The organism is Novosphingobium sp. Chol11 (assembly GCF_945870625.1).
Taxonomy (GTDB): Bacteria; Pseudomonadota; Alphaproteobacteria; order Sphingomonadales; family Sphingomonadaceae; genus Novosphingobium.
Map to the genome: position 1 here is coordinate 1 of NZ_CAMBTS010000076.1, position 15,282 is coordinate 15,282.

General features: G+C 65.2%; 18 protein-coding genes and 1 pseudogene. 13 read left to right on the plus strand and 6 right to left on the minus strand.

Translation table 11 applies throughout. The features are described 5' to 3' along the window. Window positions 1-1,338, plus strand: a pseudogene (locus Q0O40_RS11635) (hypothetical protein); the annotation flags it as partial. A gap of 42 nt (window positions 1,339-1,380) precedes the next feature. Here the strand turns inward: Q0O40_RS11635 and Q0O40_RS11640 are convergent. Continuing rightward, the gene (locus Q0O40_RS11640) at window positions 1,381-2,037 is read right to left on the minus strand and encodes a TetR/AcrR family transcriptional regulator (protein WP_295529846.1); all 657 of its coding nucleotides are present in this window, start codon (window positions 2,035-2,037) and stop codon (window positions 1,381-1,383) included. Window positions 2,038-2,178: 141 nt separating this feature from the next. Here Q0O40_RS11640 and Q0O40_RS11645 point away from each other — a divergent pair, with 141 nt between their 5' ends. The 3 genes from Q0O40_RS11645 to Q0O40_RS11655 all read left to right on the plus strand — a co-directional run bounded on the left by Q0O40_RS11645 (window position 2,179) and on the right by Q0O40_RS11655 (window position 4,363). Beyond that, window positions 2,179-2,748 carry a cupin domain-containing protein gene (locus tag Q0O40_RS11645; protein ID WP_295529849.1) on the plus strand — a complete coding sequence of 190 codons (570 nt, stop codon included), beginning with the start codon at window positions 2,179-2,181 and terminating at the stop codon, window positions 2,746-2,748. Then, complete coding sequence (locus tag Q0O40_RS11650; RefSeq protein WP_295529851.1) at window positions 2,748-3,455, plus strand: DUF4386 family protein; 708 nt, start codon at window positions 2,748-2,750, stop codon at window positions 3,453-3,455. Before Q0O40_RS11645 ends, Q0O40_RS11650 begins: the two co-directional genes overlap by 1 nt. Window positions 3,456-3,538: 83 nt before the next feature. Beyond that, on the plus strand, window positions 3,539-4,363 hold the full coding sequence (locus Q0O40_RS11655; protein ID WP_295529854.1) for a MipA/OmpV family protein: 825 nt from the start codon (window positions 3,539-3,541) through the stop codon (window positions 4,361-4,363). A gap of 81 nt (window positions 4,364-4,444) precedes the next feature. Here Q0O40_RS11655 and Q0O40_RS11660 read toward each other — a convergent pair whose 3' ends face one another. Together Q0O40_RS11660 and Q0O40_RS11665 are read right to left on the minus strand one after the other, a co-directional pair. Then, on the minus strand, window positions 4,445-4,891 hold the full coding sequence (locus tag Q0O40_RS11660; RefSeq protein ID WP_295529857.1) for an allene oxide cyclase family protein: 447 nt from the start codon (window positions 4,889-4,891) through the stop codon (window positions 4,445-4,447). 283 nt (window positions 4,892-5,174) lie between these two features. Beyond that, window positions 5,175-6,155: a GlxA family transcriptional regulator gene (locus Q0O40_RS11665; protein ID WP_295529860.1), complete on the minus strand. Its 981-nt coding sequence runs from the start codon at window positions 6,153-6,155 to the stop codon at window positions 5,175-5,177. Window positions 6,156-6,258: 103 nt separating this feature from the next. Here Q0O40_RS11665 and purU point away from each other — a divergent pair, with 103 nt between their 5' ends. Then, on the plus strand, window positions 6,259-7,119 hold the full coding sequence (gene purU, locus Q0O40_RS11670) for a formyltetrahydrofolate deformylase (protein WP_295529862.1): 861 nt from the start codon (window positions 6,259-6,261) through the stop codon (window positions 7,117-7,119). 9 nt (window positions 7,120-7,128) lie between these two features. Here purU and Q0O40_RS11675 read toward each other — a convergent pair whose 3' ends face one another. Then, window positions 7,129-8,262: an aminomethyltransferase family protein gene (locus tag Q0O40_RS11675; RefSeq protein ID WP_295529865.1), complete on the minus strand. Its 1,134-nt coding sequence runs from the start codon at window positions 8,260-8,262 to the stop codon at window positions 7,129-7,131. A 192-nt stretch (window positions 8,263-8,454) separates the two neighbouring features. Here Q0O40_RS11675 and Q0O40_RS11680 point away from each other — a divergent pair, with 192 nt between their 5' ends. From Q0O40_RS11680 to Q0O40_RS11695, 4 genes are read left to right on the plus strand one after another with little or no spacing between them, the layout of a single operon-like run. Further along, window positions 8,455-9,036 carry a dimethylamine monooxygenase subunit DmmA family protein gene (locus tag Q0O40_RS11680; protein ID WP_295529868.1) on the plus strand — a complete coding sequence of 194 codons (582 nt, stop codon included), beginning with the start codon at window positions 8,455-8,457 and terminating at the stop codon, window positions 9,034-9,036. Next, window positions 9,033-9,983, plus strand: a complete 951-nt coding sequence (locus tag Q0O40_RS11685; RefSeq protein WP_295529870.1) for a PDR/VanB family oxidoreductase — start codon at window positions 9,033-9,035, stop codon at window positions 9,981-9,983. Before Q0O40_RS11680 ends, Q0O40_RS11685 begins: the two co-directional genes overlap by 4 nt. 16 nt (window positions 9,984-9,999) lie before the next feature. Continuing rightward, entirely contained in the window at window positions 10,000-10,875 is an 876-nt protein-coding gene (locus Q0O40_RS11690; RefSeq protein ID WP_295529873.1) for a DUF3445 domain-containing protein, read from the plus strand. Then, entirely contained in the window at window positions 10,799-11,062 is a 264-nt protein-coding gene (locus Q0O40_RS11695; protein WP_295529876.1) for a heme-dependent oxidative N-demethylase subunit alpha family protein, read from the plus strand. Before Q0O40_RS11690 ends, Q0O40_RS11695 begins: the two co-directional genes overlap by 77 nt. On the opposite strand, the gene Q0O40_RS11700 is transcribed toward Q0O40_RS11695, so the two are convergent. Continuing rightward, window positions 11,044-11,679 carry a methyltransferase domain-containing protein gene (locus Q0O40_RS11700; protein WP_295529879.1) on the minus strand — a complete coding sequence of 212 codons (636 nt, stop codon included), beginning with the start codon at window positions 11,677-11,679 and terminating at the stop codon, window positions 11,044-11,046. The two genes, Q0O40_RS11695 and Q0O40_RS11700, sit on opposite strands and share 19 nt — an antisense overlap. Before the next feature lie 140 nt (window positions 11,680-11,819). On the opposite strand from Q0O40_RS11700, the gene Q0O40_RS11705 reads away from it, so the two are divergent. Then, a complete protein-coding gene (locus tag Q0O40_RS11705) occupies window positions 11,820-12,467 on the plus strand; it encodes a heme-binding protein (protein WP_295529881.1) in 648 nt (215 codons plus the stop codon). Window positions 12,468-12,485: 18 nt separating this feature from the next. Here Q0O40_RS11705 and Q0O40_RS11710 read toward each other — a convergent pair whose 3' ends face one another. After that, a complete protein-coding gene (locus Q0O40_RS11710; RefSeq protein ID WP_295529882.1) occupies window positions 12,486-12,920 on the minus strand; it encodes a CBS domain-containing protein in 435 nt (144 codons plus the stop codon). Window positions 12,921-13,135: 215 nt separating this feature from the next. On the opposite strand from Q0O40_RS11710, the gene Q0O40_RS11715 reads away from it, so the two are divergent. From Q0O40_RS11715 to Q0O40_RS11725, 3 genes are all read left to right on the plus strand, one after another. Then, complete coding sequence (locus Q0O40_RS11715) at window positions 13,136-14,392, plus strand: sarcosine oxidase subunit beta family protein (protein ID WP_295529884.1); 1,257 nt, start codon at window positions 13,136-13,138, stop codon at window positions 14,390-14,392. Between the two features lie 17 nt (window positions 14,393-14,409). After that, window positions 14,410-14,670, plus strand: coding sequence for a sarcosine oxidase subunit delta (locus tag Q0O40_RS11720; protein WP_295529887.1), 261 nt, complete (start codon window positions 14,410-14,412; stop codon window positions 14,668-14,670). Beyond that, the coding region (locus Q0O40_RS11725; protein ID WP_295529890.1) for a 2Fe-2S iron-sulfur cluster-binding protein at window positions 14,667-15,282 on the plus strand (616 nt) is incomplete at its 3' end. The genes Q0O40_RS11720 and Q0O40_RS11725, both read left to right, overlap by 4 nt.

Genomic DNA, 15,282 nt, shown 5'->3' on the forward strand with positions numbered 1-15,282 from the left:
GTCACCGCCACCGATGCCGACGCGGGCGACACGGTTACTTTTGCCATCACCGGCGGCGCGGATGCGGCGAAGTTTGCGATTGATGCGGACACGGGCGCGCTGACGTTCCTGTCGGCACCGGACTTCGAGACGCCGGGCGATATCGGCGGCGACAACATCTACAACGTGATCGTCTCGGCCAGCGATGATGTTTTCAGCACGGAGCAGGCCATCGCCGTCACGGTGATCGATGGGACCGATACGCTCTATGGCACCGAAGACGCCGACACGCTGATCGGCACGAACGGCGTCGACATCATCTACGGCCTTGGCGGCAACGATTTGCTCGATGGCGGCACCAGCAAGGATACCATGTACGGCGGGGCGGGCGATGATACCTATCTCGTCGCTGTGGTCGGCGACCGGGCGATCGAGCTGGCGGATGAAGGAACCGATACGGTCCTTACCGGGCTGAGCCTCTACCGGCTGCGCGATCACGTCGAAAACCTGACATTGACCTATGTTGAGGGCGGCGGCAGCCGGGCCGTGGGCAATGTGCTGGCCAATGCGATCACTGGCGCTGCGGGGGCGGATACGCTGGTCGGCAACGAGGGGAACGACACCCTGCTGGGCATGGGCGGGATCGACAACCTCAGCGGCAGGACCGGCAACGATCTGCTCGATGGCGGCATCGGGGGGGATTCGATGCTCGGCGGTTTCGGCGATGACCGCTTCATTGTCGATGATATCGGCGATGTCGTGCGCGAAGGCATCGATGCCGGCCGCGATGTGGTCGAAGCTTCGGTCAGCTACACGCTCATCTCGGGCAATGTCGAGGAACTGACCCTGACCGGGGCCGGGGCCATCAATGGCACGGGCAACCGGATTGCCAATGCCCTGACCGGCAACGGCGCCGACAATATCCTGTCTGGCGCAGGCGGCAACGACACGGTGCTGGGCATGGACGGCAACGACACGCTGAACGGCGGCACCGGGCAGGACACGCTGACCGGCGGGCTGGGCAGCGACACCTTCCTGTTCGCCTCCAAATCGACCGCGTCGCTGGGCAGCACGGTCGATCTCGTGACCGATTTCAGCAGCGCCGAGGGCGACAAGCTGGCGTTCAGCAAGGCGGTGTTCACCGGGCTCGGCGCGGTCGGCGCGCTGCTGAGCGATGCCTTTCACACAGGCACCGTCGCACTCGATGCGACCGACCAGATCATCTACGATGCGGCCACTGGCAACCTCTACTTCGACGCCGATGGCAACGGCCGCCGCGCGGTCCAGTTGCACGTGGCGACCATCGGCGCAAGCGATCACCCCGCGCTGACGTTCGACGATTTTCTCATCATGGCATGATGGGGGGACGGGGGGCTGAGGCGCGCCCCAATTGACCTGCGGCTAGGGCGCGGTGCAATCCTGCGGGATTGGCGCGGCCGCATAGCTGGCGCGGACCAGCGTGCGCAGCACGGCGCGGATTCGCTCCCAATCGGCGTCGGTTTCCAGGGCGACGCCGGCAAAGCCGCCGACCGCCTTGGCCGACAAGGCGAGATGCTGAACCGCGGCAATCAGGGCGGCATTGGTCGCGCCGACATCAATGCCGACCGGACTTGCCAGATTGCCCCGGCGCGTTTCCACCCATTGGCCGAGCGCGCGGGCACGGGCCGCCGCGAGGCGCGCCGTCACCGGGGAGGGATCGAACACTTCCCACGCGGCAATGCGCAGCAGCAGGTCCGACGCACGGAAGGCGCTCACCAGCGATAGGAGCAACTGCTCGATCAGCGCTGGATAAGTCTCGAATCGGGTGCCCTCCGGCTGGGCCAACAATTCCTGAAACAGATCGGCCAGGTCCAGACCAATCGCGTCGACCAGTCCGTCGATCCCGCCATAGTACCGATAGATTAGTTGTTTGTCGCATCCGGCTCGCCGCGCAATCGCGTTGACCCCGAATTTGCTGAAGCCTTCCTCGGCAAGGACCGCCTTGGCCGCATCGAGAATGACTTGCTCGGTGTGCGAGCGGTTGCGCGTAGCGGCGGTTTCGGTGGGTTTGATGGCCATGCAATGTCTCCAATCGCGCCACAGGTATGCGCTTTGAGGAGTGCCTGCAAACTTTTTTCACCAGTCGGTGACAAAAGTGCTTGCGTCCGTCACCGTATGGTGACATATGAGTGTCACCACGCAGTGACAAGGTAACCAAGCATGAACCCGACCCTTCCTCGCACCATTGCAAACCCGGCCACCGGGGACCGCATCATCTTCATCCAGTCGCCGCTGCTGGGCGACAGCGACTGGCTGGTGTTTCGCTGCATCCTGCCGCCGCATGCCGCGGGCGCGCCGCTCCACAGCCACAACGCGATGACCGAGACGTTTCTGGTCGAAAGCGGTGCGCTCGAAATCGATCTGGGCGGCGGCCGGACCCGGATCTTGCGCGCCGGTGAGACAATGACGATCAAGCCGGGCACGCCGCACGGGTTCCGCAATCCGCTGGATACCGAAACGCGTTTCGTAACCACCGCCGATCCCGGTGCCGATCTCGAACTGTTTCTGCGCACAATCTATCAGTTGGAAAGCGACCGCATCAGCGCAGCGCGCAGTCTGCCGAGCATCGCGCTCATGCTCGCCAGCGTGATGGCACGCACCGATATGGTGATCTCCGGGTTGCCGCGCTGGATTCAGCGGGCCTGCCTGATCCTCGCCGCTGTCATCGCCAAGGCGCTTGGTCTCGAGGCGATCGCGCCGTTCACCACGCGTGCGCAAGGGGCGGCCTGATGAACGCGAAGACACTGAGCGGCGCTGTTGCCATGACTCTGGGGGTCGGATTCAACATCCCCTATGCGGTCCTCGCCGCGCTCTATGACTATCCGCAGATCCTGCGCCGACCAGCGTCGGAAGCGCTGCAAAGGTTTGCCGATGGCGGCGCCCCGCTTATCCTCGCGTGGTACGCGTTCATGATCACAGCGCTTGCGCTGATCCCGGTCGCGGTAGCGCTCTGCATCACACCGATGCGTCTGCAGCGGAGCCCGGCGCTCGCGCTAGGGGCGGCGTTGGCTGGCGCGCTGGCCGGGATTGTGCAGGCGATCGGTCTGGCCCGCTGGGTGTTCGTTGTGCCAGCGCTTGCCAGAGATGCCGGGTCCAGCGCGGCACAAGCCTCGTTCGACGTGCTGAACGCTTATGGCGGGGTCGCCATCGGCGAGAACCTTGGCCAGCTGCTCACCGCCGGGTTTGCCGCGCAAGTGGCCCTGATGCAGCGCCGCGAAGGCGCGCGGCGGCAGGCGCTGGCGGGCTTCCTCGCCGCTGCCGCGATTGCGAGCGGGACGGGCGAGGGGATCGCGCTGGCGCTCGGCGGGGAGGGACAGATGTTCTCGCTGGCGACGATTGCAGGCTTCCTCGCGCTCAGCGTCTGGCTGGTGGCGACCGGCACCGCGATGATCGGTGCACCTCGGCAGCAGCGGACCGGGCTCGCACCCGCCGCCTGATCCGCTTCCCTCAATTTCACGATTTCGGACCCGCTTCGGCGGCAGCGGGACCGCTTTGCCTCTTGCCGCCATGGAGAATGACGATGAATATTGAAACCAAAGCCTTCTTCGCCGCCTTTGCCGCGACCAGCAGCATCTTCTTCGGGATGGGCGCAGCAAAGGCCCAGGATGCTGATCCTGCCACCCGTGATGGCTTTTCGGGCACCATCGCTGGCGGCGTTGCTACCGTTCCCGAATATGAAGGTGCCGCCAGGCAGCGGGTGATCCCGCTGGTTTCGGGCGAACTGCGCTGGGACAAGCGGTACTTCGCCATCGAAGGCGTCACCGCCCGCATGAATGTCCTCAACAGCGCCACCTTCGAATTCGGACCGGCCGCCGATCTGACCTTTGGCCGGCGCGCCAGCGTGAAATCGCCTGCCGTGCGCGCGCTCGGCCGGATCGACGATGCTTATCAGATCGGCGCTTTTGCAGCGGTGAAAACCGCATCGCTGATCACCGAAGGCGACGAACTGCGGCTCTCGGTTCAGGGGACCCGCGATGTCAGCAATGTTCACAAGGGCTGGGTGGGCGAAGCTGCCGTGAAATACCGCCTGCCGGTCGGCCGCAAGCTTGCGCTCGCGACGCAGGTCGCGATGCGCTTTGCCGATGATAACTATGCGCGCACCTACTTCTCGGTATCGCCCGCAGGGGCCGCAGCCAGCGGGCTTGTGCCCTTCGCGGCCAAGGGCGGGGTCAAGGATATCGGGGTTTCGATGACCGCGACGTATGCGCTTTCGGATCGCTGGTCGCTGCTCGGTTATGGCGGATATCGCCGCCTTGTGGGCGATTTCGCCGACAGCCCGGTTGTCAGCAAAGCAGGGGACCGCAATCAATTGACCGGCGGCGTCGGCGTTGGGTTCAGCTTCTGAACCCGGACCTCAGCCAAAAGCCAGTACCAGAAACGGGGGCGAGTGAATCTGCATGGGATTGCTCGCCCCTGCCGCGCGCCCTTACATCAGGCGGTAGTGGAAATCGTAAGCCGAGGCCTTGGCGTCGCGCGCGTGGATCAGCATTTCGCCGCGCGCGCCGACATAGGCTCCGGTGCCGCCGACAATCGCCAGCGCGCTGTCCACGCCGTCGAGCACCGGGCCGGCGACCATGATCTGGCCATCGGCCAGCATCAGCGTCAAGTGGCATTCCAGCGCCTTGCCAACCACCATTCGCACGCAAATGCCCTGATTGCTGCCGACTTTCGTCACATTGGCGGCGTCGAAGATCTCGTTGGTGAAGGTTGCCACATCGCCGACATTGTCTGCAGCGGTGCCACCGTGCAGGCTTATCGTGTCGGTGGTGGCGCGCTCGACCAGGTCGATCTGGCGCACCGCCGGAGCGGCGGCATTTGCGGGCAGGGCCAAGGCAAGGGCGAGCACGGCGGCAGGCAGAGTTAGGCTACGCATGGGATGTGGCTCCTTGTAGAAAACGATCAGGCTAGAAAACGATCAGGCGGGCTTGCCGTGTTGCGAGGCATCGCCCGCAGGCGAGTGGCCGCGATTGTGCGGGCGCCCGATCAGCATATAGGCAAGGCCGGCGGCGATGATACCGTTCATCGTCAGCGCCATCGACCAGGCGATTTACCAAGGCAGGTCTCCGGCGGCGGGGCGCAGCATGATCGCCATCGCACTCAACCCCGAGCCAGCCGCTGGCTTTCTCCATGTCATCGCGGGCATAGGGCGCGGCCGCTCAGCGGCGGCTGCGGGCCTGCAAAGGGCTTTGGCCAAAGCGGCGGCGGAAGCTGCGCGAAAAATGGCTCACATCGGAAAATCCGCAGGCCACCGCCACTTCAATCCGGCTGAGACCGGTTTCGCGCAGCAAGCGCCTTGCCGCATCGAGCCGCAGCGCCAGATAATGCTGGCCGATGGTCTGCCCGATGTGCTGGGCAAACAATCGCTCCAGCTGGCGCAGCGAGACGCCCGCCCGCGCAGCCAGATCGCGCCGGTCCAGCGGTTCGGCGATATGCGCCTCCATCGCGGCGAGCGCGGCGACAACGCCGGAGTGGGATACGTGATACCGCGCCGCCAAGGCTTGCCGCTGCGCGCCGCTGCCCTCGCGCGGCTGGGTGCGGATGAACCATTCGCCCACTTGCGCGGCGATTTCCGGGCCCTGATGCCGCCCGATCAGCTCGACCGCGAGATCGAGCCCGGCGGTGCCGCCCGCGCAAGTGATGCGCGGGCCATCGATCACATAGAGTCCGCCTTCCACCGCAAGCTGCGGAAAGGCCTCGCGAAAGGCGGGTTCATGCTCCCAGTGCACCGTGCAGCGCCGCCCCGCCAGTAGCCCCGCGCGGGCGAGGATATAGGGCCCGCCCGAAACCCCGGCGATGATCGTGCCGCGCGCCGCCGCCGCGCGAAGCCGGGAAAAAGTCTCGCTGTCGGCAAAGGCGGAAGGGTTGCCTCCGGCGCAAACGAACAGGATGTCGCAGGGTTCGGCCCGGGCATCGGGCACGCCATCGACCACGATTTCGACGCCGTTCGAGGCGCGCGCCGGGGCACCTGCCACCGAATAATGCCGCCAGCGATAAAGCGTGCGGCCAGAAAGCGTATTGGCCGCGCGAAACGCTTCGACCAACACGGCGTAGCTCATCAGCGCGAAATCATCGATTAGCAGGAAGCCAAGCACCAGCGCGGCGTCGCGCCGGGTCATCGCGCTGCCGTTCAAGGTCATGCTTGCAGCAGCAGCGGCGGGCAGATAGAGCGCGCGCTCTCTTGCCGCTTCAGGCGCTGGCTGCGGGCCCGCGGCCCTTTTTTGATCAGAAGGAACTATCGCTGTGTCTTCCAGCTCGTTTGTGGTCACCCTGTCATGCCTCAATCAGCCGGGCATTGTCGCGCGCGTTTCCACCCTGCTTTTCTCGCATGGCGGCAATATCGTCGAGGCGCACCAGTTTGACGATACGCTGACCGGCAAGTTCTTCATGCGGGTGGTGTTCAATCTGGCCGACGCCGCTGCCTATCCGGCGCTTCAGGCCGAATTTGCCGATGTTGCGGCAGGCTACACGATGACCTGGACGCTGCGCCCGGCCGAGCAGCGGCGCAAGGTTCTGCTGCTGGTTTCCAAGTTCCACCATTGCCTTGCCGATCTTCTCTATCGCTGGCGGCTGGGCGAATTGCCGATGGACGTGGTCGGCATCATCTCGAACCATCCCCTCGAGACTTATACCGGGCTCGATTTCGCCGATGTGCCGTTTCACTATCTGCCGATCACCAAAGAGACCAAGCCGCAGCAGGAAGCACAGATCAAGGCCATCGTGACCGAGACGGGGACCGATCTGATCGTGCTGGCGCGCTATATGCAGATCCTGTCCGATGATCTCGCCGCCTTCCTCTCGGGCCGGTGCATCAATATCCACCATTCGTTCCTGCCCGGGTTCAAGGGGGCCAAGCCTTATCATCAGGCGCATGCGCGCGGGGTCAAGATGATCGGCGCGACCGGGCATTATGTCACCACCGACCTCGATGAAGGCCCGATCATCCATCAGGATGTCGAAGCGGCGACGCATGCCGATACGCCCGACGATCTTGTGCGCAAGGGCCGCGATGTCGAGCGGCGCGTGCTGGCCGAAGCGGTGCGGCTCCATCTGGAAGACCGCGCGCTGGTCAATGGCGACAAGACGGTGGTGTTCCGCAGCTAAAGCGCGGCATTAACCAACCGCGGTGCGCTTTGTCTTCTTGGGATCGTCGAACGGCAAGGGCTGCGCCGTCGCCGCCAACGCGCCGCCCGCGGTCATCAGCGTCAGCGGCGTTCCGGGAACCGCCTTGTCCGGCGCCAGCCGCACGATCGCGAGCGCGCGGCCGGTGATCTTCGAGACCATGCCCAAGGTCGCCACGCCCACCTCCACGTCGTCCGCCAGCAGCTTGTCGCCGGGCTGGGTCACGTAATCGCTGGCCACTTCGAGCCCGTAGATCCGGAAGCGCTCCCGGCCTTTGAGCCGGTAATGCGCATCCGCCCCGCGAAATCCGGTCTTTCCCGGGCTGACGGTGAAATCGAGGCCAAGCTCCCACAGACTGTCGCCCACCGAGCCATCGGGGAATGGGAAGAATTCTGACATATCATAGGGATAGAACAGCAAGTAGCTTTCCACCCGCAGCAGATCGAGCGCGGTGAAGGCGCAAGGCCCGATGCCGAAGGCCGCGCCCTTATCCAGAATGGTATCCCAGATCATCGGCGCGTCACAGGCGCGGCAGAAGATTTCATAGCCGCGCTCGCCGGTGTAGCCGGTGCGTGAAATCGTCACCGGCGCGCCGAACAGGGTGGTGGCGGTATGCGCAAAGTAGCGCAGATCGCGGATGCCGGGCACATGCTCTGCGAGGAAATCGACCGCTGCGGGGCCTTGCAGCGAGAGATCGTGGAGGTCATCATCGAACAGCATCGCGACATTGCGGCCCGCGCTGGCCGCGCTCAGCATCTCGTGCCCGGTGCCTGACCCGTGCACCACCATCCAGCTGTTCGGCCCCATCCGGTAGAGCACGCAATCGTCGATGAACTTGCCATCATCGTTGAGCATCGTGGCGTAAGCGGATCGGCCCGGGGCAATTTTGCTGACTTCGCGCGTCGTGACCATATTGAGCACGCCAGTGGCATGCGGGCCGATGATGTGCACTTTCTTGAGGCCCGAGACATCCATCAGCCCGGCCTTGGTGCGGATCATCGTGTGATCATCCTGCACATCGTGGGCATAAGTCCACGCAGTGCCCATACCGTTCCAATCTTCCAGCGCGGAACCGAGCGCGATATGGCGGCTGGCAAGGGCTGAATGGCGCCAGGGCAGGGGCATGGGAAACCTCTTGTTTGCTGGTATGGAAACCTTGCGCGAAGTACCAATCGGGGCCGGGAGTGTCGAGGAACAAATTACCTCGTTGACAAGTTTCTTTCCTCTTGGGAAAGTCTAGCGCGGAGGCGGTCTGCGGAGTTTTGCGATGTTTTTTGCCGGTGACTGCCGATTCCTGCCCGCTCGGGGAGCGCCGCTTTGAGCGGGCAGGATATCAAGAGCCGCCCGGTCTATACCCCGCTGGCGCGCGATCCGGCGGGGCGGGCGCATTTGCTCATCATCGATGACGCAGCGCCCCCGGCCGAGGCGTTTGCGCCGGGCACCAGCGCCGCCGATTTTCCCGAAACGTGGAGCGTGGCCGCGCATTCGCAGGCGCTTCCGGCCCCGCTGGCGGGCAATGGCGCACAAGCCTTCCGCTCGGCCAGCCACCTTATCGCCATGTTGCGCCACCGGCTGGCGCGCGAGACCATGGGCCTGCGGCTCTATGCCATCGGCGCTGAGCATTTCTGCTGGGATGTCGCGGCCTGCGCCAGCGCGGCGGGGATGGGGCGCGACGAGTTTTTCCTCTACGCCGCCGGCAAGCCCGCGCGCCGCGTGGTCTGCGTCCATTGCCGAACCTTGAACGAGGGCGTCAGCACCAACCTGATCACTTGCACCGGATGCCACGCGCGCTTGTTCGTGCGCGATCATTTTTCGCGGCTGGGCAACGCGTTCATGGGTGTGCAGATCGATGCCGAAGTGCCCGGTGAGACGATCGAGATCGAGGAACTGAGCGCATGAGGGATCAGCCGGTCCTGTCGCTACGCGTTGCGGCGGCCGAAGCCATCGCGCCCACGCTGCGCCGCGTGTCGCTGCGCGCGGCGGATGGCGCGCGGTTGCCCCCGGCGGCGGCGGGCGCGCATATCACGCTCAGCCTTCCCGCATCCGGCCATGCCCGCCCGCTCAAGAACGCCTACACGCTGGTCAGCGCCGATCTCGAGCACGGCTATACCCTGATCGTGCGCCGCACTGATCCGACGCGCGGCGGATCGCAGCATATTCATGAGGCACTGGCCGTGGGCGACGTGCTCGAGGCCAGCGTGCCGCATAATCTGTTTGCGCTGCACAGCCAGGCGAAGAAAGTGCTGATGATCGGCGGCGGCATCGGGATCACCCCGCTGCTGGCGTTCATCGCGGCGCTGCGCGCGCGCGGCACACGGTTCGAACTGCATCAAATCTGCAACAGCGCCGACCTGCGGGTGTTCGCCGCGCTGATCGGCGCGCAGCCGGGCGAGGCGGTGCATCTCCACGCCGGACGGAGCACGTTCGACGCTGCGGTGGTTTTGGGCGCGCAGCCGCTAGGCACGCATGTCTATTCCTGCGGACCGGCGGCACTGATGGATGCGATCGCCGCGCAGGCAGCGGCGCTCGGCTGGCCCGCCAGCCATGTCCACCGCGAGGATTTCGGCGCGGCAGGCGGCGAGCCGTTCACCCTGACCATCGGCACATCGGGCGCGCGGATCACAGTCGCCGCCGATCAGACCATGCTGGAGGCGCTGGAGGCGGCGGGCATCGATGCGGGCTCGCTCTGCCGGGGCGGGGCCTGCGGGGTCTGCGCGCTGCCAGTGCGCGCGGGCGAGCTTGAGCACCGCGACCATTATCTGAGCGCGGACGAGCGCCAGTCGGGCGCCGTCGTGATGCCCTGCGTCAGCCGCGCACGCGGCGACAGCCTCGTGCTCGATATCTAAGGGAACGGGCAGCCAGATGACCATCGCGTTCAAACCTGACGAGACCTTTCGCGGCGATTTCCGCTATGCCAACAGCCCGGCGGCGATCCTGCGCTTTCCGTTTCCGTTCGATCAGGACAGCTACATGTACGGCATCAACATGGAGCCGCACACGCGCAGCACGATGGGCGGGGCGTTTGCAGCCGCGTTCGATGTCGATGAACATTATGTCGCCGAATGCGCCGAACGCGCCGCCGTGCTCGCCGCCGATCCGGGGCGCTGCCAGGTTTTGCCGCATATGGTCGAGGCCGAGTGGGACACGCTCGAACTGATCATGGAAAGCCTGAGCGCCGATTATCCCGAGCATTTCACCTTGGAGCGCGAGGGCGACGACTGGATCTGGACCAACCGGCCATTGAGCCTGCACCAGCGCTTTCGCTTCGGCGACCCATCCAGCCTGCCGCAGAGTCCGTTCGAATACATTGCGCGGCAGGCGCAGGGCGATTTCACCCTGCAGGACCAGCGCGACGGCACGCTCTACATGGATGGCGGCATCGCCACGACGCAGGCGGATTGGAGCCTCTCGTTCGATCTGGGCATGACCTTCCACGAATGGCACGGGCCGGTACCGCTGGCGCACCAGAAGGGCGTATTCGACCGCGCGCTGAGCTATCTGATGCGGGTGCGCTATGGCCATCCCGCGCGGCGGCTGAACTGGACGATGACTGTCCATCCCCGGCTCGACACCTCGCCCGAAAACTATCCGGTGTGGGGGGCCGGACCGCACCACTTTGACGGCGGACAACATCGGCGAGACGCTGCATTTGCGGGTCGAATTGCAGACATTCTACCGGCTGCCGCGCTCGAACGCGCTGCTGTTCTCCATCCGCGCCTATCTTGCCAGCATCGATGAGCTGGCGCGGGTGCCCAAATGGGGCCGCCGCCTCCACCGCGTGCTGCGCGATCTGCATCCCGAAATCGGCGCGTACAAGGGCACCGACCGGTTCCGCGCGCTGGCCGTGGCGCATCTCGCCAAGCGGGATGACGGCGCGCCGACGTCGCCGGGCATCGCGCCCGACTTTCAGTCCTTGCCCGCGTAGCCGGTCAGCGCAACCAGCGGATCGCCGCTGCGTCCGTCTGCCAGCAGATCGACGGTAATGCCGGTGAATCCGCTGCGCTCCAAGTAAAGCTTCACCAGCGCCGCGTGGCCTGCGGTATCCAGCTTGCGCCAGATCGCCACGGCCTTGGTCGGAAAGCAGCGGTTGGAAAAGCTGACCACGAACGGCGCGCCGGGGGCGAGCACGCGCCGTACATCGGAAAACACTTCGTGCGGGCGCTGGAGATACTGCACGCCGACGCAGCAGAGCGCGGCGTCGAAGGCATGATCGTCATAAGGCAGCGTCGGGAAATCGTTGAGGTTTTGCACAAACCAGTCGGTGAGGCGGGGATTGGCGCGCAGTTCATCGGCGTTCATGCCCTGACCGACAACCTCGTTATAAAAGTGGTCGGCGGGCAGATGGCTGACCCAGCTCGACATCAGGTCGAGCACGCGGGTCCCCGGCCGCAGCATGCGGCGATAACAAGCCGTCAGCGCGGCCACGGCTGCTTCATCGATATGGGTGACCAGCCGGGGCGGCGCATAGAACAGCAGGTCGTTGTCGATGTCCTGCTTGGCGAAGGCGTCTTGCGGTAACTCGGGGAACGGCTCGGTGTTCATGGATTCTCTTGCCGGATCGGGCCCATTTGTGGGCGAGGAGGGGAGCTTGTTCGTCTGTGCTTTGTTTCATGGCGCGGGTGGACGTCAATGGTTCGCAAGGACATTGGTCACCCGGCGCATGAAGGGCTAAGTGTGCAGCTGTGATCAAACGTCTCCTGCTTGCCCTCGCGGTGGCGCTTGCCCTTGTGCTGGGCCTCACCGTTACCGGAGTTTTCACCATGGCCACCGAAGAGCCGCCGTTCACCGTCGCAATGGTCGAGGGTGCATTCGAATTGCGCGATTATCCTGCACTGATCGCGGCGGAAGTGTCCGTCGGCGGCCAGCGCCGCGATGCCGCGAGCAAGGGCTTCCGCCTGCTGGCCGGATACATTTTTGGCGGCAATACCCGGAAGCAGCGCATCGCCGTGACTGCGCCCGTGACGCAGGCCCCAGCAGGCGGCGAGAAGATCGCGATGACCGCCCCTGTCCTGCTCAGCGGCGGCGGGCCGTGGACCATCCGCTTCATTATGCCGCGCGGATCGGCGCTGGAAACCCTTCCGACGCCAAACAATCCGGCGGTGAAACTGCGCGAACTGGCGCCCGCCCGCATGGCTGTGATCAGGTTCAGCGGCCTGGCCGGGCAAGCCAATGTCGATGCCAAGACGCAGGAGCTTGCGGGGTTCATCAAGGCCCAAAATCTTGCCGCAACCGGGCCTGCCGCGCTCGCGCAATACGATCCGCCGTGGACGCTGTGGTTTTTGCGCCGCAACGAGGTGATGATCCCGGTGGCGGGCGCTTCCGCACCCTGACCGGTCATTGTTCGAAGCTTAGACCCGGCTGTTGATGTAGGAGATCATGGTCTGGGCCTCCTCGACATGTTTGTCGAGCCGCGCGCGCACCACGTCGCGCACGCTGATGATCCCGACGAGCGCGCCCGCATCGAGCACCGGCAAATGGCGGAAGTAGCCGCGATCCATCAGCTCCATCGCATCGTTGATCGACGTTTCGGGCGTGACGGTGGTGACGTTGGGGGTCATCACATCGCGCGCGGCCAGCGCGTCCAGCCCGGTGCCTTTGGCGGCCAGCGCCTTGACCACGTCGCGCTCGCTCACGATGCCGACCAGGCTTTCGGGCCCATCGCACACGAGTACCGCGCCGATGCGCCGCGAGGCGATGGTCGTGACAATCTCCATTAGCGGCGTCTCGGGCTGCACGGAGACGATTGTGTTCCCTTTGACCTGCAGGATCGATGCAACATTCATGGCGCAAACCTCTCAAAAACCGGGGCTTCTTGAACGGCGACCGGCTGCCCGGTTAAACGAGCCAGCCGCCCCGCCGCGATGTTATCTCAAGGAATGCACAGAAGCGCGAGAAAATTGCAGACCTGCCCTTTAGAGTCTCATCGACTGTCGCTGGTGGGCATCCGGGTGGCGCAATCAGGCACTGCGCGGCGGGGCTTCGGGCTTAGCATGGCGCGATGCGTTATTCCGTTTTTTCGCTCGCGCGTCAGGCGCTCGGCGGCCACAAGGGTTGGGGTCCGGCATGGCGCGATGCCGCGCCGAAGGCGGCTGGCTACGATGTGATCATTGTCGGCGGCGGCGGACATGGCCTTGCGGCGGCCTATTACCTCGCGAAAGTCCACGGGATCGCCAATGTGGCGCTGTTGGAGCGCGGCTGGATCGGCGGGGGCAGCGCCGGGCGCAACACCACGATCATCCGCTCCAATTATCTGCTTCCGGGCAACGAAGGCTTTTACGAATGGTCGATGAAGCTGTGGGAAGGGCTTGAGCAGGAGTTCAATTACAACGCGATGGTCAGCCAGCGCGGCGTGCTCAATCTGATTCATAGCGATGCGCAGCGCGATGCTTACGCCCGGCGCGGCAATGCCATGCGCATGCACGGGGTCGATTGCGAATTGCTGGGCGTGGACGCGGTGCGCAAGATGGCCCCGTTCCTCGATTATGAGCAGGCGCGCTTTCCCATCCAGGGCGGGCTGCATCAGGCGCGCGGCGGCACCGCGCGGCATGATGCGGTGAACTGGGGCTATGCCCGGGCGGCCTCGGCGCTGGGCGTGGATATCATCCAGAATTGCGAAGTGACTGGCTTCCTCACCGACAATGCGGGCGCGGTGACGGGCGTGGAAACCACGCGCGGGGCCATTCGCGCGGGCAAAGTCGGCATGGCGGTGGCGGGCCGCTCGTCGCAATTGGCGGCCAAGGCGGGGCTGCGCCTGCCGATCGAAAGCCATGCCTTGCAGGCATTCGTCTCGGAAGGATTGAAGCCGCTGATCCCCGGCGTGATCACCTTCGGCGCGGGGCATTTCTATGTCAGCCAGTCGGACAAGGGCGGCCTCGTCTTCGGAGGCGATATCGATGGCTACAATTCCTATGCCTCGCGCGGCAACCTGCCGGTGATCGAGGATGTGTGCGAAGGCGGCATGGCCTTGATGCCGATGATCGGCCGGGCGCGGCTGCTGCGCGCATGGGGCGGGATCATGGACATGACGATGGACGGATCACCGATCATCGATCACACCCCGGTTCCCGGGCTCTATCTCAACGCGGGCTGGTGCTATGGCGGGTTCAAGGCGACGCCGGCCTCGGGCTGGTGCTTTGCCCATCTGCTCGCCACCGACCGGCCGCACGAGACCGCCAAGGCTTATCGCTATGATCGCTTTGCCACCGGGCACCTTCTCGACGAGAAGGGCATGGGGGCGCAGGCCAATCTGCATTGACATGAGGGGCTGACGCCATGCGCATTCCCTGCCCTTTCTGCGGACCCCGCGATTCCCGCGAGTTCGTCACACGCGGCGATGCGGCGCCCGTTCGTCCGGCTCAGGACGCGGGCGAGGCGGCGATGTTCGACTATGTCTATCTGCGCGACAACCCGGCGGGGGAGATCACCGAGTGGTGGTATCACGCCAGCGGTTGCCGCCAATGGCTGCGCGTGACGCGCGATACGGTGACGCATGCGGTGGCCGGGGCGAGCCTGGCGCCGGATGGGACGGCATGAGCGGCAGACTTGCCACCGGCGGCCTGATCGACCGCAGCCAGACGCTCTCTTTTCGTTTCGACGGGCGCGACTACACCGGCCATCCCGGCGATACTTTGGCCTCGGCGCTGCTTGCCAATGGCGTCTCACTGGTGGGGCGCAGCTTCAAGTATCACCGCCCGCGCGGCATCCTGAGCGCAGGCAGCAGCGAGCCCAATGCGCTGGTTACGCTGCGCGAAGGCGCGCGGGCCGAGCCGAATATCCCGGCGACCATGATCGAGCTTTATGACGGGCTGGTCGCGTGCAGCCAGAACCGCTGGCCCAGCCTGAAGTTCGACGCGCTGGCGATCAACCAGCTGTTCGCTCCGATGCTGGTCGCGGGGTTTTACTACAAGACCTTCATGTGGCCCGCCGCGCTTTGGGAAAAGCTCTATGAGCCTGCGATCCGCCGCGCCGCCGGGCTGGGCGCGCTTTCGGGGAAGGAAGACCCCGATGCTTATGATCAGGCGCATGCCTTTGCCGATCTGCTCGTGGTGGGCGGCGGGCCTGCCGGGCTGATCGCGGCGCTTGGCGCAGCACGCGCGGGAGCGCGGGTGATCCTCGCCGACGAAGCGGCGCGAATGGGCGGGCAGG

What these genes read in the sequence shown, in the direction of transcription:
- Q0O40_RS11640 (WP_295529846.1), bottom strand. Translation starts at nt 2,037, where the DNA reads ATGGCCATCAAACCCACCGAAACCGCCGCTACGCGCAACCGCTCGCAC.
- Q0O40_RS11645 (WP_295529849.1), top strand. Translation starts at nt 2,179, where the DNA reads ATGAACCCGACCCTTCCTCGCACCATTGCAAACCCGGCCACCGGGGAC.
- Q0O40_RS11650 (WP_295529851.1), top strand. Translation starts at nt 2,748, where the DNA reads ATGAACGCGAAGACACTGAGCGGCGCTGTTGCCATGACTCTGGGGGTC.
- Q0O40_RS11655 (WP_295529854.1), top strand. Translation starts at nt 3,539, where the DNA reads ATGAATATTGAAACCAAAGCCTTCTTCGCCGCCTTTGCCGCGACCAGC.
- Q0O40_RS11660 (WP_295529857.1), bottom strand. Translation starts at nt 4,891, where the DNA reads ATGCGTAGCCTAACTCTGCCTGCCGCCGTGCTCGCCCTTGCCTTGGCC.
- Q0O40_RS11665 (WP_295529860.1), bottom strand. Translation starts at nt 6,155, where the DNA reads ATGACCTTGAACGGCAGCGCGATGACCCGGCGCGACGCCGCGCTGGTG.
- Q0O40_RS11675 (WP_295529865.1), bottom strand. Translation starts at nt 8,262, where the DNA reads ATGCCCCTGCCCTGGCGCCATTCAGCCCTTGCCAGCCGCCATATCGCG.
- Q0O40_RS11685 (WP_295529870.1), top strand. Translation starts at nt 9,033, where the DNA reads ATGAGGGATCAGCCGGTCCTGTCGCTACGCGTTGCGGCGGCCGAAGCC.
- Q0O40_RS11690 (WP_295529873.1), top strand. Translation starts at nt 10,000, where the DNA reads ATGACCATCGCGTTCAAACCTGACGAGACCTTTCGCGGCGATTTCCGC.
- Q0O40_RS11700 (WP_295529879.1), bottom strand. Translation starts at nt 11,679, where the DNA reads ATGAACACCGAGCCGTTCCCCGAGTTACCGCAAGACGCCTTCGCCAAG.
- Q0O40_RS11710 (WP_295529882.1), bottom strand. Translation starts at nt 12,920, where the DNA reads ATGAATGTTGCATCGATCCTGCAGGTCAAAGGGAACACAATCGTCTCC.
- Q0O40_RS11715 (WP_295529884.1), top strand. Translation starts at nt 13,136, where the DNA reads ATGCGTTATTCCGTTTTTTCGCTCGCGCGTCAGGCGCTCGGCGGCCAC.
- Q0O40_RS11720 (WP_295529887.1), top strand. Translation starts at nt 14,410, where the DNA reads ATGCGCATTCCCTGCCCTTTCTGCGGACCCCGCGATTCCCGCGAGTTC.